This is a genomic window from Micromonospora sp. NPDC049274 (genome assembly GCF_040678875.1).
GTDB lineage: Bacteria > Actinomycetota > Actinomycetes > Mycobacteriales > Micromonosporaceae > Micromonospora.
Window position 1 is genome coordinate 296,870 of sequence record NZ_JBFAQS010000006.1, and the last position, 17,679, is coordinate 314,548.

The following is a 17,679-nucleotide window of genomic DNA, read 5'->3' on the forward strand; positions in this document are numbered from 1 at the left end:
CCCTTCTGCGGTTGGCCCGCGCGGTTCGCGCCGCTTGCCGGCGACATCGAAGGAGCGTGCGTTGACCGACCAGACCGCCCTGGAGCAGGAGATCGCCGTCGAGCAACGGCACCTCGACCGGGTGTACGCCCGACTGGCCGAGCTGCGCCAGTCCGCGGTTCGGGCCGAACGGGACGGCTACCGGATGGCCCGGGTGGGCACGTTCGGGGCGCTTGTCGAGCGCGACGCGATGGTCTTCCACGCCGCGCAGCGGCGGCACACCCTCGACGCCGAGCACGAGGGACTGGTCTTCGGTCGTCTGGACCTGCGCGACCGGCAGGTGCTGCACGTCGGGCGGCTCGGCATCCGCGACGAGGACGCCACCACGCTCGTCGTCGACTGGCGCGCCCCCGCCGCCTCCGCGTTCTACCAGGCCACCCCGGCGCAGCCGCTGGGGGTGGTGCGTCGTCGCACCATCCAGTCCCGCTCTGAGCGGGTCACCCGGATCGAGGACGACCTGTTGGACCCGACCGCCGCCCCGGAGGGGATGACCGTGGTCGGTGACGGCGCGTTGCTGGCCACCCTCTCGCGAGCCACCGGTCGGGGCATGCGCGACATCGTGGCGACGATCCAGCGGGAGCAGGACGAGGCGATCCGGTCGCCCGGCTCCGGGGTGACGATCGTCGCGGGCGGGCCGGGCACCGGCAAGACGGCGGTCGCCCTGCACCGGGCGGCCTTCCTGCTCTACTCCGACCGCAGCCGGTACGCCGGAGGGGGCATCCTGGTCGTCGGACCGTCCACCGTCTTCGTCGAGTACATCGCCTCGGTGCTGCCCTCGCTCGGTGAGGACACGGCGACCCTGCACTCGCTGGGTTCCCTCTTTCCGGGCATGACCGCCACCCGCACCGACCCGCCCGAGGTGGCGGCGGTGAAGGGCTCGCTGCGGATGCGCCGGGTGCTGGAGCGCGCCGTCCGGGACGCGGTGCCGGGCGGCCCGGGTGAGCTGCGACTGCTCTACCGGGGGACGCTGCTGCGGCTGGACCGGGCCGAGCTGGACCGGATCCGGGACCGCGCGCTGCACCGCGGCGCCCGGCGCAACGAGGTCCGTCGGGCCGGCTTCGACGGGGTGTTCGCCGCGCTCTGGGCGCAGGCCCGTGCGGTCGGCATCACCCGACTGCCGGAGCAGCGGGCCTTCGAGGGCGAGATCGCCGAGCGGGCGGAGTTCCGGGAGTTCCTCAAGGCGTGGTGGCCGCGCCTGCACCCCCGGCACGTGCTCGGCTGGCTGGCTCGACCGGAGCGGCTGCGTCGGTACGCCGGCGGTATCCTCTCCGGCGCGGAGATCCGGTTGCTCACCGCGGCGTACCAGAGCCTGGACACCGCGGGTCTGACCATCGCGGACGTGGCGCTGCTCGACGAGTTGGACGCGCTGCTCGGTAAGCCGCTCCAGCCGGCGCGGGCCCGCCGCGACCCCTTCCAGCTCGCTGGCGGAGTCCGGGAACTGAGCACCGCCAACGACCGGCAGCGGGCCGCCCGGGCGGCGGCCCGGGAGCGCCCGGAGGACTACCGGGAGTACGCGCACGTGGTGGTGGACGAGGCGCAGGACGTCTCGCCGATGCAGTGGCGAATGGTGGGACGGCGTGGCCGTCTGGCCTCCTGGACGGTTGTGGGTGACCCGGCGCAGACGGCGTGGACCGGTGATCCGGAGGAGCTGACCCGCGCCCGGGACCAGGCGCTGGGCCGACGCAAGCGGCACGATTTCACGCTCACCACCAATTACCGCAACTCGGCGGAGATCTTCGCGGTGGCGGCGGCGGAGATTCGCCGGCTCTACCCGGACCTGTCGCTGCCGACGGCCGTCCGTTCCACCGGGATCGATCCGGTCGAACTGGTGGTACCGCCGGCCGGGCTGGAGACCGCGATCGTGGAGGCGGCGACCGGCCTGCTGGCCGAGGTGGACGGCACGGTCGGGGTGATCACGCCGGTCACCCGCCGCGACGAGGTCGCCGGTTGGCTCGGCACGCTCGGCGCGGCGAGGCTGCAGGTCGTGACCAGCCTGGAGGCCAAGGGCATGGAGTACGACGGAGTGGTGCTGGTCGCCCCGAGCGAGATCCGGGCCGATCCGGGCTCCGGCGTCCGGACGCTCTACGTGGCGCTCTCCCGGGCCACCCAGCGGCTCACCACCATCGACCCGACCGGCTGACCTGCCCGTTGGCGGTGTCGGCGGTCGGACCCGTCCGTACAGTTGCATACATAGCGATGTGAGCATACATTTGACCGGGTCCCGGGTGGCGACGGAGGGTGGATCTCGTGGGAGCAGGTCATGACCACCACCACGCGTCGGTCGCCAACGCCGCCCACCAGCACCGGGGCCGCCTCTGGGCCGCGTTCGGGCTGCTCGCCACCCTGATGGTGGTCGAGGGTGTGGCCGCCTTCCACACCGGCTCGCTCGCCCTGCTCTCCGACGCCGGGCACATGTTCACCGACGTGCTCGGCATCGGGATGGCGCTCGCCGCGATCACCGCCACCCGACGGGCCACCGGCGACCCACAGCGCACCTTCGGGCTCTACCGCCTCGAGGTGCTCGCCGCCCTGGCCAACGCCGTCCTGCTCTCCGGCGTGGCGGTCTACGTGGTGATCGAGGCGATCGGCCGGTTCGGCGACCCCCACGAGGTGCTGACCGGCCCGATGCTCGCGGTGGCCGTCCTCGGCCTGCTCGCGAACCTGGGCGCGTTCGCGCTGCTGCGCGCCGGCGCCCGGGAGAGCATCAACCTCCAGGGCGCCTACCTGGAGGTGCTCGGCGACCTGCTCGGCTCGCTCGGCGTGATCGGCGCGGCGCTGCTCATCACGCTCACCGACTGGTGGTGGGCCGACCCGCTTGTCGCGGTCGCCATCGGCGTGTTCATCCTGCCGCGCACCTGGCGGCTGGGGCGCGCCGCCGTCCGCATCCTGGTGCAGGCCGCCCCGGAACACCTCCAGGTCACCGCCGTGCACGATCGCCTGGCCACGGTGCCCGGCGTGGTCGAGGTGCACGACCTGCACGTCTGGACGCTCACCTCGGGCATGGATGTGGCCTCCGCACACCTGATCATGGCGCCCGGCGCGGAGGTCGGCGCGGTCCTCACCGCGGCGCGTACCGCCCTGCGGGAGGACTTCCGCATCGAGCACGCCACGCTGCAGATCGAGCCCGGGGCCGCCCCGGGTGCCTGCGGTTCGATCGAGTGGTGATCATCTACGTGACGGACAGACCGTTTCGCCGTCATTTTCGGTGGTGATGCGGCCACCTTCCGTCACATCGACTGCACGCGTCCCACCTGTCCCGGTAGGCTCGGTCCCGGCCACCACCCGGCGGCGCCCTCCCGGCGCCGGTGGCGGCCGCCGCCTAATCACCCGAGAGGGCGAACCGGGGAACCATGTTCCTGGGGTGCATCCGCGTCAGCGGTAGGGATCTTCCGTCCCGAACCCGTCAGCTAACCCGGTCGGCGGCTGACGGAAGGACATGCGTAGTGGCACCAGCACGACCACCTGCCGCCCGACTCGCGGCACTGATCGTCATGATGGTCACCCTCGGCGTGGCGGTACCGATCGGCGCCGCCACCGCCGCTCCCCCCGGCGGCCTGCGGGCCGCCGCGGCGCCCGACGGCGACGAGGAGGGCGGCACCCCCGCGCTGCGAGCCCAACTCGAGGCCGCCAGCAAGGGCTACCTGGACGCCAAGCGCGCCCTGGACACCTCCGTCCAGCGGCAGCGGCAACTCGCGGCCAAGCTGAAGACCACCGAAGCCGAGATGACCGTACGCAGCGGCAAGGTCGGCGAGATCGCCGGCGTGGCGTACCGCACCGGCCGCCTCAGCACCGTCTCGGCGTTGCTCAACACCAACACCCCCGAGGGCTTCATGGACCGGGCGGCCTCGCTGGACGTGGTGGCCGCCAACGAGGACCGGGTGCTGCGTGAGCTGCACGCCACCCGCGACGAGGCCAACCGCACCCGCCTCGCCCTGGACGGCGAGATCCGCGAGCAGCGCAAGCAGGTCGAGGTGATGGCCAAGCGCAAGGAGCAGGCCGAGCGGGCCCTGACTGTCGCCACCAGCAAGCCGCGCACCACCGCCGCCGACACCAGCTCCAACCGGGGCACCTCCACCGCCAACGCCCAGCCCGCGCCGCGAAACTCCGACGGCTCCTGGCCGTCCGAGTCATGCAGCATCAACGACCCCACCCCGGCCAGCGGCTGCATCACCCCGCGCACCCTGCACGCCCTCAACCAGGCCAAGGCCGCCGGCTTCACCCACTACGTCTCCTGTCACCGCTCCGGCGGCTCCGGCGAACACCCCAAGGGTCGGGCCTGCGACTTCGCCGCGGCGAAGGGCGGGTTCGGCGGTGACGCCACAGGCGCCGACAAGACGTACGGCAGCAACCTGGCCGCGTACTTCATCCGCAACTCCGACCGGCTCGCCGTGCTCTACGTGATCTGGTACAGGCAGATCTGGCTGCCCAGCAGTGGGTGGAAGTCGTACAGCGGAGGCAACGGCGACCCGTCCAGCGACCACACCAACCACGTACACCTGTCGGTGTACTGAGAGCAGCGACGTTTGTCTGATGATGCGATCGCATCTTTACTCACGGTAGCGGCAGTGGCCTCCCGGCAGTGCGGCCGGCGGCTGCGGCGACTGTTGCCAGGTCGTCGCTCGAGAAGCCGGCGCGGCTCAGCACCGCAAGCGATTTGTTTGTCGCCAGCGTGCACAACGCCAGCTCTGCCGCCTCCCGCTCATCGGCCCCCGCCGCCCGCAACGCCTGCTGCAGCATCGCTCGCAAACCGTCGATCATGGCGCGAACCGTCGCCTGGCCTTCCGCGTCGAGAGCCGGGAACTGCGTTGCCGACACCGTGAGCAGGCAGCCGTCGGGCACCGTCGGGTCGGCGATGCGGTTCAGGGTGACCTGCAGGTACGCGGCCACAACCGCGCTCGGGCTCGAGTGAGGGCCGGCCAGTGCCTGCTCGTACAGCGGGTGGTAGGTCTGCGCGTACCGCTGCAGGCTTTTGCGGAAGAGGGTGCTCTTGTCGCCGAACGTGCCGTACAGCGAACCCCGACCCAGGCCCGTGCCCTCGGTCAGGCGGTCGATCGAGGCCTCCGAATAGCCCCAGCGCCAGAAGACATGCATCGCGCGTCGTAGCGCCTCGTCCACGTCGAACTGCTTGCGGCCCGCCATGATCGTGAGTCTACACATCTTGTAACGATCGTTCCAATGGTCTTGTACCGATCGTTCCATCATGCATATGGTGCCGGCATGACAAACCTGAGTTCGCTGCAGTTGCCCGACGGGTTCGCCGACGTCTTCACCAGCCGGCTGGTGGAGCTGGACGGGCTGCGGTTGCACGCGGTCACCGGCGGGGACGGCCCGCCGCTGCTGCTGGTCGGCGGGTGGCCGCAGACCTGGTACGCCTGGCGGGAAGTAATGCCCGCACTCGCCCGCGAACACACCGTCGTCGCCGTCGACTCGCGCGGAGCCGGGCTCTCCGACAAGCCCGACGACGGTTACGACGCCGGCACACTGGCCGCCGATCTGGTCGCTCTGATGGCCGCGCTCGGGCACGACCGGTTCGACGTTGTCGGTCACGACATCGGCACGTGGACCGGGTACGCGCTGGCTGCCGACTACCCCGAGCGGGTGGGCCGACTCGCCGTCCTCGAAGCAATGATCCCCGGTCTCTCGCCCTCCCCGCCGGCCTTCAGCCCGGCGGCGGTCAATCAGAAACTCTGGCAGTTCGGCTTCAACCGGCTCACCGACCTGAACGAGGAACTGGTCCGGGGTCGGGAGCGACTCTTCTTCGGCTGGCAGTTCGCCACCAAGGCCGCCACCCCCACCGCGATCCCCGCGTACGCCGTCGACGTCTACGTCGACGCGATCGCTGCGGATCCTCGCGCGCTGCGGGCGAGCTTCGAGTACTACCGGGCGCTGGACGAGACGATCGCGCAGAACGAGCAGCGCAGCAGGACCCGGCTGACGCTGCCGGTGCTCGCCGTCGGTGGCGCGCTGTGGAGCGGCGCGAGCGCCGCCCAGACGATGCGGCTGGCGGCCGACGACGTCACCGGCGTTGTTCTCGACGGCTGCGGCCATTACCCCGCCGAGGAGCAGCCGGCGCGGTTCACCGCGATCCTGAAGGAATTCCTCGATGACAAGCCGGTAGCAGGCGTGCCGCACGGCTGACCCTTTCGTGGCGGAGTATCGCGGCGTAGCACGGCACCGGCATCGCCCTGACCGGGTCACCCCCGGCCATGGCGACGGCCGCCATCTCGCCATGGCACCCCAGGACGCGTCGAGCAGGCCGGGAAACCTGGCCTCCAGGTCGTCACGTCGCGACACCGACACGCCACCAGTTCACCGAGTTGGATACCTTCTGCTGCCGACACTGTGGCAGAGAGGGGTGCCGCTCGTGGCACAGTCCCCCCGGACGGGTCAGTTGCCGGTGGATGCCGTGCCTGCGGATGCGCTGGTCGCGGCAACGCGTGGTGCGCGAGAGTCGGCCCGGACGCGGAGGAGTGCGATGGCGACGGCGACCTGCCAGATGACGATCGTGTAGACGGAGCCGCGTTCGATCGCCCCCGAGGGCAGGCCGGCACCGAAGGTGAGAAAGAGAGCGACCACGGAGACCAGGCCGAATGCTCCGACGACGAGGCCGACGAGGCCGATCAACCGCGTCTCGGGAGCCTTTCGCCAGTGGACGCCCAGGACGAGGGCGAGCACGTTCCCGCCGACGATCGCCAGCGTTGCTCCGGCGAAGTGCAGGGGAAGCGTGCCGTTCTCCTGCGCCTGCAGGGAACCGTGGAAGGTTCCGACAAGGATGTAGCCGATCATGGTCACGACCCCCGTCACGGCAGTGAAGGTTCGGGCCCGCCCGCTGATCGTCCGCGACAGCAGCACTGCGGCGATCCCGAAGAGGATGCCCTGGACGATGAAGCCGGAGTTCATCACGACGTGCAGCGGCGAGTCGAGTTCGCGGCCTTGGAACACCCCGGCCGTTGCGGATCCGAGGTCGCTGATCCAGTTGTCGGCGTAGCTGTAGCCGGGCGACGTCCACGCCGCGGCCGTGATCGCTTCGGCGGCGAGATAGATCGTCGGGCCCAGGAGGAAGGTGGCGGCGGCGAGGGGGCGGATCCTGCTCATGAAGGGTTCCATTCCGTCTGGATGACTGATTGGTCGGTCAGATTCGAAGGGAGGGGCCCCTTCCTGCCAGATCAGCCCCGATCAGCGTGACCCCAGTCGTCGTTCAAACCAGAGGTGGGCCAGGACGATCAGGGCCAGGTAGGCCACGAGCGCTCGACCACTGACAGCGGTGGCGAGCAGGCCCAGCAACAGTGGGGCCGCGATGCCCGTGGTGACCCGTGAGACCGTCCTCGGCAGGTCGGAACTGTGGCTGACGACGCCCGTGACCACGCCGAGGGTGAAGTAGGCAGCTACCGCTCCGCACAGCAGCCAGCGACCTTGGTCGGGCAGTGGGTCGGAGCCGTGCCTGACCACCAGGGAGAGCGGTACGGCGACGGTGGCGACGACGCCGGTGACCAGGCAGTGCAGACCGAGGGCGGCGCGGGCGGGGATCCGGCCGGCGCGCAGGTGCGGCAGGCCGGCGTATCCGAAGACGACGGACAGGCCGAACAGGCCGGCCAGCAGCACGAAGGACGCGATTGCGGTGACCAGCAGGCCGATGTCGTACCGCGCCTCGCCTGCCGCGGCGACGACCTGCACCACCGATTCGCCCAACACGATGATCACGAAGAGTCCCAGCCGCTCGGAGAGGTGGGCCGGATCGACAGACACCCCGTGGATGACCGATCCCGTGCCGCCGGGGCTTCCTGATCGTGGCCGACGCCGAGTGCTTTTTTGCGCGGTGAGGTACGACTGGACCCGTTGGAGGATCCTGCTGCCGGACAGGACCAGGATCAGCAGCAGGTCAAGGCCGACTCCCACCGCCCAGAGCGCGAGCTTCCAGTGTTCGTCGACCCAGAGCGACGCGAACCAGGGCAGCAGTCCTGCCGAGTACTGCACCACCGGGAAGTCCAGCAGTACTTCGCCGCGCCGCCACGACTTGGACCCGTAGACGCGCGTGGCGATGTATGCGATCGCGAAGACGTTGAGCGGACGGATGTCGCTGCCGTGCCCGAGCACGGTGTGCGCCACACCTGGCACGGACGCGGCCATGACCCCGAGGCCGAACATGCCGACCATCAGCCGCAGCACGCGGGTCTGACCGGCGGCGACGTTGCCGTACAGCATGAACGTCGTCCAGGACAGCCACAGAGCCAGGAACAGCAGTGCGTAGAGACCGAGTGCCGCGGCGTCCGGTTCGGACCCGAGCACGTGTGCCAGGGCGGCCACGCCGGCCACCGCCACGAGGTCGAAGAAGAGCTCGGCCCAGCTCGCGTGCCGCTCGATCCTGGTGTCTCTGTGCTCTTCGTCGATGTTCACCATCGGTGGCCGCCGGGTGGTGGTGTCCGGGTGGTCGTGGGTGCCCGGGTGATGCTGATGTCGGTCCTCCGCGATGATGTGGTCGGGGTTCGTCGACGATCCGTCAGCCGGCGGGGGTGCTGCTCGTCGTGATGTCGCGCAGGCCGCGGTCGAGAAAATCGACAATCCAGGTGAAGCTGTCGTCGACAGATGCGTCGAACTTGAACCCGCCGGCTGCTTCCAGGGTCGAGAACCCGTGCAGGACGCTGCGAAGCATCCGCAGGGCGTGAATCTCCTGGCTGGAGTCCAGGTGGTAGCCGTGCAGCATGGCCGCCCAGGAGGCGACCACCCGTTCGACGGCGGGGATGATCGGGTCGTCGGGTCCGGCCTGGCGGGCAGCAGCATCGCCGGCCGCGTACTGGCCGGGGTGTTCCCGCACGTAGGTCCGCATCGCCTGCGCCCCGGCGGCGAGGGCATCGCTGCCGGCCCGACCCTGGATGGCGTCGCGAATGGCGTCCGCGAAGTCGGCCATGGCCCGGACAGCGATGCGGTGGGCCAGGTCGGCCTGGCTGACGACGTGTTTGTAGAGCGCGGGGGTCTTGACTCCGAGCCGTTCGGCGACCAGGCCCATGCTGAGGTTCTCGAAGCCGATTTCGTCGATCAGTGCGGCCGCGGCCTCGGTGACCGACAGCGGGGTGAGCCCGGCCCTAGGCATTCGCCAGCGTCTTGTCGAGGAAAGGCCGGGCCAGCGCGAGGACCTGATCCGGCGTCTGCACGTGCGGGTAGTGGCCGGCACCCTCGATGACGGACAGCTCACCGAGACCCCCGGGCAGGTCAGCGATGATCTTCTCGCCCTCGGCGCGGGGGTCGGCCCAGTCGGGGTCGAGGCTGCCCTCGATGACCAGGACCGGGCAGGCGACGTTGGCCAGCTGCGCGCCGGCATCGGCCGGGCTGGTCCTGCACATGGCCTGCAGAACCTTCATCCGGCCGGGCTCCGTCAGCTTCGCCTCGATGCGCGTCAGCTCGACACCCCAGTCGGCGGGCTTGACCGGGTACGCCACGTCGAGGTACTTCTTCCAGCTCGCCAGACTTCCTCGGACCATGACCTGCGCCATCTGGCGGTAACCGCTGCGGAAGCGCTTCACCCGCATCAACCCGCCGAGATCGAAGGGTTGTACGCGGGTGAACGGCGCCAGCTCGATGACACCGTTGATCAGATCGGGCGCGGTGGCTGCGGCGATGGTCGCCGCACCGCCACTGATCGACTGGCCGATGATCACGGCGGGGCCGCCGAGGTGACGCACGACCGCGATGAGGTCGCCCGCGATGTCGGTGCGGCTGTAGCCGTCCCAGCCGAGGCTGGAGTCGCCGCAGCCGCGGATGTCGACGTTGGCGACGCGGTACCCGGCAGCGGCCAGGGCCGGAGCGAGGAAACGGTAGGAGTGCCGGCTATCGCCGATGCCGTGCGCCAGGACAACGAGCGGCCCTCGCCCGGACACCTCGTAGGCGAGGGTGTTGCCGGCGATGCTCAGGTACTCGGCCATGACGACCTCCACAGGGTTGGTTAACGGCGCTATCTTTAGGTTAATGGCGTTAACTTTGCGCGTCAAGCGACCTTCCTCGACGGTTCCCTCCCGCACCTTGGCGCTCGACCCGTCATCGATCACGCCGATGCCGACGGTCACGTGAGCGCGACATGAATCTCGGGCGCCGGCACCGGGTACGTCAACGGACGTACCCCGGACGTCGTCGGCGGTCGGACGACCCGGGCGGGCCGGGCAGGGAGCATTCCGGTATGCCGCGAATACCGCCCACCACCCGCAAGGCGCTGCTCACCCTGCACCTGATCACCTCTCTCGGCTGGCTCGGAGCCGACCTGGTGCTGCTCACCCTCGGCATCGCGGCACTGCGCGGCGCCGACCCGGCGGTGGTCTACCCGGTCGCCGGGCTCGTGGGCACCGTGCTGTTCGCGCCGCTGAGCGTGCTCGTCTGGCTGGTCGGTGTCGCCAGCGCGCTGCTCACCCCCTGGGGGCTGGTGCGCTACCGGTGGGTGCTGATCAAGCTCGTGATCACCACGGTGATGGTCGGGCTGGTGCTGTTCCTGCTCACCCCGAACCTGCGGCACGCCAGCGCACTGGGCGCCGCCCTGCCCGCCCGGGGGCGCGCCGACCTGGTGATCGCCCCCGCGGTGTCGACCAGCCTCATGATCATCGCGACCGTGCTCTCCACGTACAAGCCCTGGGGCCGCCGAGCAGTCCGTCCCACGACCGCACCTGCCGCAGCGCAAGATCGCGCAACAACAAGGAAGTAGTGGCCACCGTGCCGCACGAGGCCACTACATCCGTGATCGAGCACGATCATGCCGCGACGAGGCGAGCGGGGAGCGCCGGGGCGCGGGTGGGTCAGTTCGGGGCTTGTTCGTCGTGGGCGTTGTTGAGGGCCGCACCGAGGCGGGCGGCCAGGGCGAGGTGGGCCGCGCGGGCCTGACGGAAGGCGTACCGGAAAAGGGGTGTCGGTGCGCGCAGGGTGATGTCGACGTCGATCCGGACCAGGCCGTCCGGCTCCGCACGCAGCCGGGTGTGGTTGCGGACGGTGGTGGCCGGCCACTGGCGGGCCACCGTCACGATCTCGTCGGGCTCGCAGATCAACACGTCCGCCTGGTAGGTGGTGCGGAAGCGCAACGGCCCCGCCGCGAGCCTGTCGTTGATCGTGTAGCTGGCGCGAGCGCCCGGGCGGGGCGGCACCCGGCGGACCCGGACGATCAACGGGTGCAGCTCACCCTGGCGGGTCAGGTCGCTCAGCAACGCCGCCGCCTCGGCGAGTGAGCAGCGGGCCTGGACGGTGTAGCTGAAGGTATCGCTGCTGAGCACACCGTCTCCCGACGTCGCTGGTCGCACGATCGTCCCGTACACGGCCCAGGGTGGCAACGCCCGGACGGACACCGTCCGTTGTCCTGCTATTCGCGCAGCGTTCCTATTACGGTCGGCTGATGGGAAATCACCGGTTGTGACGAAGGGATGACACATGAACGGTGACGACCGGTGAGCGGGCACGTGATGGTCTTCGCGCCCACGCCGCAGCTGACCGTGACGGTGGACCAGCCGAACGACCAGCCCGAACTGCACCTGCACCCGGGCGGTCAGGGCGTCTGGCAGGCGCGCATGGTGCAGTCGCTCGGAGTCGACGTGGTGCTCTGCGCCGCGCTCGGCGGCGAGATCGGTCAGGTGCTGGAGCCCCTGCTGGTCAGCGAGGGGGTGGACCTGAAGGTGGTGGTCCGGGACTCGGGCAGCGGCGCGTACGTGCACGACCGGCGGGACGGGACCCGACAGGAGATCGTGGACGTGCCCGGGGAGCGACTGAGCCGCCACGAGCTGGACGAGTTGTACAACCTGTCGCTCGGCGAGGGGCTGCGCGCCGACGTGAGCGTCCTCAGTGGCCCGAACGCCCCGTGGCTCGTCCCGGCCGACCTGTACCGCCGCTTCGCCGCCGACCTCGGCGCCAACGGCAGCCGGGTGGTGGTCGACCTGTCCGGTGACCACCTGGGGGCCGTGCTGGACAGCGGCGTGTTCTTCCTGAAGGTGAGCCACGAGGAGCTGATCCGCGACGGGCGTGCCCGCAGCGGGGAGGGCCCGGAGCTGACCCGGGCGATGTACGACCTGCACGCCGCCGGCGCCGAGACGGTGGTGGTGAGCCGGGCCGACCAGCCGGCGCTGGCGCTCATCGACGGGGAGCTCTTCGAGGTGGAAATGCCCCGGCTGGAGGCCGCCGATCCACGCGGTGCGGGCGACTCGATGACCGCCGGAGTGGCCGCCGTCGTCGCCCGTGGCGGCGACATCCGGACCGCCATCCGCACCGGCGCCGCCGCCGGCGCGTTGAACGTGACCCGGCACGGGCTGGGCACCGGCCGGCTGGACTCCATCACCGGCCTGGTGGAGCGGGTCCGGCTGGTCCCGGCGGACAGCCGACAACAGGAGCGGACCACCCCCGACGAGTTGGCCGACCGCGTGGTCGAGCGATGACGCTGCGGGTGCTGGTGACCAACGACGACGGGATCGCCGCGCCGGGCATCCAGGCGCTGGCCCTGGCCGCCGCCCGGCGGGGCCTGGACGTGGTGGTCGCGGCGCCGCTGGAGGAGGCCAGCGGCACCAGCGCCGCGATGAGCGCTGTGGAACGCGACGGTCGGGTGGTGGTGCACGACCATCCACTGCCCGATCTTGCGGGTGTGCCGGCGTACGGGGTCGGCGGCTCACCCGGCTTCATCACGCTCATCGCGCTGCACGGCGCGTTCGGCCCGCCGCCGTCGGTCGTGTTGTCGGGCATCAACCGGGGCGCCAACGCCGGCCGTGCCGTGCTGCACTCCGGCACTGTGGGCGCCGCGTTCACCGCGGCCACGAACGGGTGCCGGGCCATGGCGGTCTCGCTGGACGTGCTCTCCGCGGGCGAGGCGACGGCCGCCAGCGGCGGGGCCGCGGTGGACGCCGCAGCCCGGGTACGCGACGCCGAACGGCACTGGGACACCGCCGCGCGGGTCGCCCTGGACCTGCTCCCCCGGCTGACCTCCGGGCCGCCGGAGAGCGTGCTCAACGTCAACTCCCCGGACCTGCCGCACGGGCGGCTGCGCGGTGTGCGTCGCGGCGGGCTGGCCAGCTTCGGCCAGGTGCAGATGACGGTGGCCGAGTCGGGGCACGGTTTCGTGCGTACCTCATTGGAGGAGCCCGGCCAGGCCGCGCAGCCCGGCACGGACGTGGCGTTGCTGGCCGCCGGGTACGCGTCGGTGACCGCTATCCGAGCGGTCACCGAGGTGACCGACGTCGACCTGACCGGTCTGGACGAGCAGCTCTGACGGGTGAGAGCGGCCGCGCTCAGGCGCCGGGAAGCACCTCGGGGGTGGCGGCGCCGGCGAAGTAGGGCTCCGGCGCCCCGAAGAGACCGAGCAGACCGGTCACCCAGAGTTGACGGTGCACGAACCGGCTCGGCTCGGTGACCACCAGCTTGACGCCGCTGACCTCGGCGGTCTGGAAGCCGGCGACCATTGCGCTGATGCCGACGGAGTCGATGAAGGTGACCAGCCTCATGTTCAGCTCGATGCGGAGCGGGCGGCTCTTGGCCAGCACCTCCGCGATCGCTTCACGCACCTCGTACGCTGTGTCCACGTCGATTTCGCCCCGAGGGGCGATCTCCACCACACCACCGGACAGGACCGACTTCACGATCGACAGGCTCACGCGAGCACCTCCACCCGCCCGTCCCCCGGGCGCCTCATCAGTACGCGGGCCGCGACCGAGAGTATTCCTCCGACGGCCTCGGTCGCCACCCCTCGGGATGAGCAATTCACGGATCCGGGCGCACAAAGTCGCCCATATCCCCACTTTTCGGCATCTGATCATTCAATACTTTTCGTTATCTGCCCACTCCGCGATCAGTCGGAACCATCGCGTCGCCGGACCAGGGTAACGGTCGACGCCTGACACGCCCGACAAGCGGCGCGCCCCGGACACCGGCCCCCGTACGGGGCCGGCGTGTCGGACCATGGTCCCCGACGGCGCCGGTCGGATCCGGCCGGACGGTTGCCAGCGCCACCTAGCATCGGCCCGGGACACCCACCGTGACGGAGAGGACCTTCGATGATCAAGCGACTGGCCGGGCTGGCCGGGGTTGGCGTACTGCTCGCCCTCGTTCTGGCCTGCGGTTTCGGCGGCGGGGACGACGACGACGACGACGACGACGACTTCGCCCGCGGCGCGGCCGTGGTGGCGGTGCGCTGAGGAAGCCGCCGAGCCGCGCCCGAGGTGGGTTTGCGCCCGGTCGGCCCGGGGCACTGCGGAGTGAGCGAACCGTGCCGCGCTGGACAGACGCCGAAGTCCGAAGTGGCCGGCGGCTTCGGCACCCGAGGAGGTAACCACGATGTTCGGAACCAACCTGCTGGACCGGCGCAGCAAGCCGGAGCGGATCGCGGACCAGGCGTGGGAGCACCTGCTCTCCGCCGTCGGCTCCGCGGGAGACAGCGTGCGGGACACCGCCCGTTCGGCGCGGCGCAGCGGCGGTGACCTCGCCGACGGCGCGGGCGACCTGGTGGGCTCCGCGGCGGAGGAGGCCCGGCGTCGGGCCTCGCGCGCCTTCGACGCGCTCGCCGGGCGCCAACCGGCGCTGCCGTGGACGCTGCTGATCGGGGCCGCGCTGGTCGGCGCCGCGGTCGGCTGGGCCGTCGGCTCCGCTGCCCGTGCCGCTGGCAGCCGGGACGACCGCGCGGTCGACGACGTCGAGTTCGTCGACGTCGACCGCCCCAACTCCCCCGTCGGCCTGGACGACTAGCTCCCCGACACCCCGAGCGGGCCCCGCCGACCTTGCTGGTCGACGGGGCCCGCTCGCTGTGTTCGGTGGGTGGTGGTGGCGGCGGCCGGGATGGGGCCGGTCCGCCGGGGTGCCGGACCCCTCAGGCAGCCCCGGCGGACCGGTGTTCTCGGGTGACCCGGACGACGCCGGGCCACCGGGTCAGCGACTCGTGCAGGTCACGGTGGCCGGCGGTGCGTTGCTGCCGGTCCAGGAGGCGAGGAAACCGATCGTGGTGCTGGCGCCGGCGCCGAGCGCGCCGTTCCAGCCGCTGTCCACGACCGAGACGACCGCCCCGGTCTGGGTGTGGGTGCCGCCCCAGAGTTGGCTGATCCACTGACCGTTGGGGAAGGTCCAGCCCAGCGTCCAGCCGGCGATGGGCCGGGTGCCGGGGTTGCTGACCACCACCTCGGCCTGGAACCCGCCCGACCAGGAGCCGGTCACCCGATAGGCCGCCGCACACCCACCAGCCGGGGGCGGCGTGGTCGGAGGCGGCGTGGTCGGAGGCGGCGTCGTCGGGGGCGGCGTCGTCGGAGGCGGGGTCGTCGGAGGCGGCGTGGTCGGGGGCGGCGTGGTCGGCGTACCGCCGGTGCGGTCGGCGACCAGGATGCCGCGACCGTTGGTGCCGAGGTAGACACGTCCGTAGACACGCGGGTCGCCGGTCAGCGCCTCGGTCGGGTTGCCGTACTGGTGGCGGTCGTCGTTGATGCGTACCCAGGTCGTGCCGCCGTCGTCGGAGCGGTGCACGCCGGGCTGACCGTCCACCGTGCCGTAGAGGAAGACGGCGGGGTTGGTCCGGCCGGGCGCCGCCTTGCCGAAGCCGACGTTGCCGGAGGCGCTGACGCCGCCCAGTTTGGTGAAGCTGGCGCCGGAGTCGGTGGAGCGCCACAGCCCGCCCGGCCCGGCCAGCCACAGCTCACCGGACTTGCCGGGCAGCGCCTTGAACCGGACGTCGGTGGTGGGCAGGCCGGTCGCCGCCGTGGCGGTGAAGGTCGCGCCGCCGTTGGTGCTCAGGTAGACCCGCCCGCCGCTGAAGCCGTAGAACCGGTTGGGGTCGACCCGGTCGGCCTCGATGATCGCGTTGGCCGGGATGCCGGCGGACGGCGACCACGAGTTGCCGAAGCCGACCGCGTAGACGACGCGTTGGCCGGCGTCGCCGGGCGCCCAGACGAAGCGGCTGCCGTCGGCGGCGGCGGCGACCGTGCCGCCGGTGTTGACCCCGGACGGCTCGGTGCCCTGGAACCAGGTCGCGCCGCCGTCGGTGGAGAAGGCGACGTGGCTGTCGTTGGGCCGGTCGGCGTCGGTGAAGCTGCCGGCGCGTACCAGTACGGCCGGCTTGCTCTCGGCGTAGTCCAGGCTGGTGGTGCTCGTGAAGACCGGCTGGGTGAAGAGCATCGACGGAATGCTGTCGAGGTCGGTGTGTCGGAACCCGCCGACGTCGCCGAGCGCGCTGATCAGTGGCGCGCCGCTGGGCGGGCTGACCAGGTCGAGGACGGCGGTCTCCTCCAGGCCGCGGACCATCGGCCGGAGGGTGAGCTGACCGCCGGTGTCCCACTTGGTGAGGTCGGTGGTGCCGTAGATGGTGGCGCCGGTGCCGTACATCATCCGGTTGGAGTCGTGCGGGTCGATCTCGACCGACTCGTTCATCCAGCCGAGCTTGGGCGTGGACTCCGGGGGCGCGGGGTTGGTGCCGAAGGTCAGCCAGGGCACCGAGCTGATGTCCATGGTGTAGCGGCGGGACCGCTCGGGATAGCTGGTGAAGTCCCAGATCCGGGTCCAGGTCGCCCCGCCGTCGGTGCTGCGGAAGAAGATCGCGTCCGGCCACCAGGAGACCTGGGTGGCCACCATCAGCGTGTTCGGGTGCTGCCGGTCGATGGTCAGGCCGCTGTAGCCGAAGTAGTCGTCGGCACTGGTGGAGGGTATCGGGCTGATCCGCGTCCAGGCGCCTGTCGACCGGGTGAACTTCCAGACGTCGCCCTTGCCGCCGTCGTACGGGCCGCCGGTGTCGCTGGTGGCGATGTAGAGGTGACCGCCGACCGGGTCGACGACACCCTTGTGGGCCAGGTAGCCGGTGGGCTGCCCGGGAATGCGCGACCAGGTGACACCGCCGTCGGTGCTGCGGTAGACCGGATTCTCCTTGTCCGCCACGCCCACGTAGATCGTCTGGGTGGTGGAGCCGGCGGCGCCGGTGCTCTTGTCGAAGCTGACCCAGGTGAGGCCCTGGTTCTGCCCGTTGTAGCCGTTCGGGTCACTGGGGTCGGCCCGGTAGTTGCCGGCGTTGGGGAAGGCGGTGACGCGGGCCCAGGTCGCCCCGTAGTCGGTGCTGCGCCACAGACCGTTGCCGCCCTCGGCGCCGTAGTAGACGATGTTGTTCCGGTTGGGGTCGACGGCCAGCCGCTCACCCATGCCCCGGCCCGGCATGTTGCCGCCGTTCTTGAACGGCAGCTCGGTGGCCTGCCAGGTGGCGCCCTTGTCGGTCGAGCGCAGGATCGCGCCGTTGTTCGGGTCCCAGCCGTTGGTGTACATGCCGACCGCCGCGTACACCCGGTTGGTCTGCACCGGGTCGGTGGCGATGCTGACCACGCCGTTGTAGCCCCAACGGTCCGCGCCGACCCAGTCGAGCAGCGGCGTCCACGACTGGCTGGACTGCTCCCAGCGGTAGGCCCCGCCGATGTCCGTCCGGGCGTAGATCAGGTTCTTCTCGGTGGGGTTGAAGACGATGCCGGGCACGAAGCCGCCGCCGCCGACCGGGACGTTGCGCCAGGTGTACGCCTCGGCGGCGGCCGGGGCCGGCGCCGAGCCCGCGGCGGTGATGGGGACCGCCACGACGGCCGTGGCGACGGCCAACGCCGACACGAGAGCGCCGGTCATTGATCTGGGCATCTGTGGTTCCTCTCGGGGTGGAGACCCGGGAGACGGGATCGACCACTGTGACGT

17 protein-coding genes and 1 riboswitch are annotated in these 17,679 nt (G+C 71.1%); of the genes, 9 read left to right on the forward strand and 8 right to left on the reverse strand.

The genetic code is table 11. The features are described 5' to 3' along the window. The first annotated feature begins 61 nt into the window (after window positions 1-61). The 3 genes from AB0K10_RS14460 to AB0K10_RS14470 all read left to right on the forward strand — a co-directional run bounded on the left by AB0K10_RS14460 (window position 62) and on the right by AB0K10_RS14470 (window position 4,550). Entirely contained in the window at window positions 62-2,179 is a 2,118-nt protein-coding gene (locus AB0K10_RS14460) for an AAA family ATPase (protein WP_363683402.1), read from the forward strand. 107 nt (window positions 2,180-2,286) lie between these two features. Beyond that, entirely contained in the window at window positions 2,287-3,204 is a 918-nt protein-coding gene (locus AB0K10_RS14465) for a cation diffusion facilitator family transporter (RefSeq protein WP_363683404.1), read from the forward strand. 141 nt (window positions 3,205-3,345) lie between these two features. Next, window positions 3,346-3,477: riboswitch (cyclic di-AMP (ydaO/yuaA leader) on the forward strand. 53 nt (window positions 3,478-3,530) lie between these two features. Next, on the forward strand, window positions 3,531-4,550 hold the full coding sequence (locus AB0K10_RS14470) for a hypothetical protein (protein WP_363683640.1): 1,020 nt from the start codon (window positions 3,531-3,533) through the stop codon (window positions 4,548-4,550). Between the two features lie 40 nt (window positions 4,551-4,590). On the opposite strand, the gene AB0K10_RS14475 is transcribed toward AB0K10_RS14470, so the two are convergent. After that, on the reverse strand, window positions 4,591-5,178 hold the full coding sequence (locus AB0K10_RS14475) for a TetR/AcrR family transcriptional regulator (RefSeq protein ID WP_363683405.1): 588 nt from the start codon (window positions 5,176-5,178) through the stop codon (window positions 4,591-4,593). A gap of 78 nt (window positions 5,179-5,256) precedes the next feature. Here AB0K10_RS14475 and AB0K10_RS14480 point away from each other — a divergent pair, with 78 nt between their 5' ends. Continuing rightward, window positions 5,257-6,177, forward strand: coding sequence for an alpha/beta hydrolase (locus AB0K10_RS14480; protein WP_363683406.1), 921 nt, complete (start codon window positions 5,257-5,259; stop codon window positions 6,175-6,177). A gap of 249 nt (window positions 6,178-6,426) precedes the next feature. Here AB0K10_RS14480 and AB0K10_RS14485 read toward each other — a convergent pair whose 3' ends face one another. The 4 genes from AB0K10_RS14485 to AB0K10_RS14500 all read right to left on the reverse strand — a co-directional run bounded on the left by AB0K10_RS14485 (window position 6,427) and on the right by AB0K10_RS14500 (window position 9,956). Further along, window positions 6,427-7,134, reverse strand: coding sequence for a DUF998 domain-containing protein (locus AB0K10_RS14485; RefSeq protein WP_363683407.1), 708 nt, complete (start codon window positions 7,132-7,134; stop codon window positions 6,427-6,429). Window positions 7,135-7,215: 81 nt separating this feature from the next. Further along, window positions 7,216-8,436: a low temperature requirement protein A gene (locus AB0K10_RS14490; protein ID WP_363683408.1), complete on the reverse strand. Its 1,221-nt coding sequence runs from the start codon at window positions 8,434-8,436 to the stop codon at window positions 7,216-7,218. A gap of 100 nt (window positions 8,437-8,536) precedes the next feature. Then, on the reverse strand, window positions 8,537-9,127 hold the full coding sequence (locus AB0K10_RS14495; RefSeq protein WP_363683409.1) for a TetR/AcrR family transcriptional regulator: 591 nt from the start codon (window positions 9,125-9,127) through the stop codon (window positions 8,537-8,539). Continuing rightward, window positions 9,120-9,956, reverse strand: coding sequence for an alpha/beta hydrolase (locus AB0K10_RS14500; RefSeq protein WP_363683642.1), 837 nt, complete (start codon window positions 9,954-9,956; stop codon window positions 9,120-9,122). Before AB0K10_RS14500 ends, AB0K10_RS14495 begins: the two co-directional genes overlap by 8 nt. Before the next feature lie 251 nt (window positions 9,957-10,207). Here AB0K10_RS14500 and AB0K10_RS14505 point away from each other — a divergent pair, with 251 nt between their 5' ends. After that, window positions 10,208-10,723, forward strand: a complete 516-nt coding sequence (locus AB0K10_RS14505) for a hypothetical protein (protein ID WP_363683410.1) — start codon at window positions 10,208-10,210, stop codon at window positions 10,721-10,723. 91 nt (window positions 10,724-10,814) lie between these two features. On the opposite strand, the gene AB0K10_RS14510 is transcribed toward AB0K10_RS14505, so the two are convergent. Continuing rightward, window positions 10,815-11,282 carry an SRPBCC family protein gene (locus AB0K10_RS14510; RefSeq protein WP_363683412.1) on the reverse strand — a complete coding sequence of 156 codons (468 nt, stop codon included), beginning with the start codon at window positions 11,280-11,282 and terminating at the stop codon, window positions 10,815-10,817. Window positions 11,283-11,453: 171 nt separating this feature from the next. On the opposite strand from AB0K10_RS14510, the gene AB0K10_RS14515 reads away from it, so the two are divergent. Both AB0K10_RS14515 and AB0K10_RS14520 read left to right on the forward strand, forming a co-directional pair. Then, window positions 11,454-12,431: a PfkB family carbohydrate kinase gene (locus AB0K10_RS14515; RefSeq protein ID WP_363683414.1), complete on the forward strand. Its 978-nt coding sequence runs from the start codon at window positions 11,454-11,456 to the stop codon at window positions 12,429-12,431. After that, complete coding sequence (locus tag AB0K10_RS14520; RefSeq protein WP_363683416.1) at window positions 12,428-13,255, forward strand: 5'/3'-nucleotidase SurE; 828 nt, start codon at window positions 12,428-12,430, stop codon at window positions 13,253-13,255. Before AB0K10_RS14515 ends, AB0K10_RS14520 begins: the two co-directional genes overlap by 4 nt. Window positions 13,256-13,274: 19 nt before the next feature. Here the strand turns inward: AB0K10_RS14520 and AB0K10_RS14525 are convergent, their stop codons facing one another. Beyond that, window positions 13,275-13,637 (reverse strand): STAS domain-containing protein, encoded by a 363-nt coding sequence (locus AB0K10_RS14525; protein WP_007463546.1) that lies wholly within the window; start codon window positions 13,635-13,637, stop codon window positions 13,275-13,277. Window positions 13,638-14,036: 399 nt separating this feature from the next. Between AB0K10_RS14525 and AB0K10_RS14530 the strand changes: the two genes are divergently transcribed. Both AB0K10_RS14530 and AB0K10_RS14535 read left to right on the forward strand, forming a co-directional pair. Next, window positions 14,037-14,177 (forward strand): hypothetical protein, encoded by a 141-nt coding sequence (locus AB0K10_RS14530; protein ID WP_234589220.1) that lies wholly within the window; start codon window positions 14,037-14,039, stop codon window positions 14,175-14,177. Between the two features lie 139 nt (window positions 14,178-14,316). After that, the gene (locus AB0K10_RS14535) at window positions 14,317-14,724 is read left to right on the forward strand and encodes a hypothetical protein (RefSeq protein WP_363683418.1); all 408 of its coding nucleotides are present in this window, start codon (window positions 14,317-14,319) and stop codon (window positions 14,722-14,724) included. A 180-nt stretch (window positions 14,725-14,904) separates the two neighbouring features. Here AB0K10_RS14535 and AB0K10_RS14540 read toward each other — a convergent pair whose 3' ends face one another. Then, window positions 14,905-17,625, reverse strand: a complete 2,721-nt coding sequence (locus AB0K10_RS14540; protein ID WP_363683420.1) for a cellulose binding domain-containing protein — start codon at window positions 17,623-17,625, stop codon at window positions 14,905-14,907. Between the last annotated feature and the right edge of the window lie 54 nt (window positions 17,626-17,679).

What these genes read in the sequence shown, in the direction of transcription:
- AB0K10_RS14485 (WP_363683407.1), bottom strand. Translation starts at nt 7,134, where the DNA reads ATGAGCAGGATCCGCCCCCTCGCCGCCGCCACCTTCCTCCTGGGCCCG.
- AB0K10_RS14480 (WP_363683406.1), top strand. Translation starts at nt 5,257, where the DNA reads ATGACAAACCTGAGTTCGCTGCAGTTGCCCGACGGGTTCGCCGACGTC.
- AB0K10_RS14470 (WP_363683640.1), top strand. Translation starts at nt 3,531, where the DNA reads ATGATGGTCACCCTCGGCGTGGCGGTACCGATCGGCGCCGCCACCGCC.
- AB0K10_RS14475 (WP_363683405.1), bottom strand. Translation starts at nt 5,178, where the DNA reads ATGGCGGGCCGCAAGCAGTTCGACGTGGACGAGGCGCTACGACGCGCG.
- AB0K10_RS14535 (WP_363683418.1), top strand. Translation starts at nt 14,317, where the DNA reads ATGTTCGGAACCAACCTGCTGGACCGGCGCAGCAAGCCGGAGCGGATC.
- AB0K10_RS14500 (WP_363683642.1), bottom strand. Translation starts at nt 9,956, where the DNA reads ATGGCCGAGTACCTGAGCATCGCCGGCAACACCCTCGCCTACGAGGTG.
- AB0K10_RS14490 (WP_363683408.1), bottom strand. Translation starts at nt 8,436, where the DNA reads ATGGTGAACATCGACGAAGAGCACAGAGACACCAGGATCGAGCGGCAC.
- AB0K10_RS14540 (WP_363683420.1), bottom strand. Translation starts at nt 17,625, where the DNA reads ATGCCCAGATCAATGACCGGCGCTCTCGTGTCGGCGTTGGCCGTCGCC.
- AB0K10_RS14520 (WP_363683416.1), top strand. Translation starts at nt 12,428, where the DNA reads ATGACGCTGCGGGTGCTGGTGACCAACGACGACGGGATCGCCGCGCCG.
- AB0K10_RS14505 (WP_363683410.1), top strand. Translation starts at nt 10,208, where the DNA reads ATGCCGCGAATACCGCCCACCACCCGCAAGGCGCTGCTCACCCTGCAC.
- AB0K10_RS14530 (WP_234589220.1), top strand. Translation starts at nt 14,037, where the DNA reads ATGATCAAGCGACTGGCCGGGCTGGCCGGGGTTGGCGTACTGCTCGCC.
- AB0K10_RS14495 (WP_363683409.1), bottom strand. Translation starts at nt 9,127, where the DNA reads ATGCCTAGGGCCGGGCTCACCCCGCTGTCGGTCACCGAGGCCGCGGCC.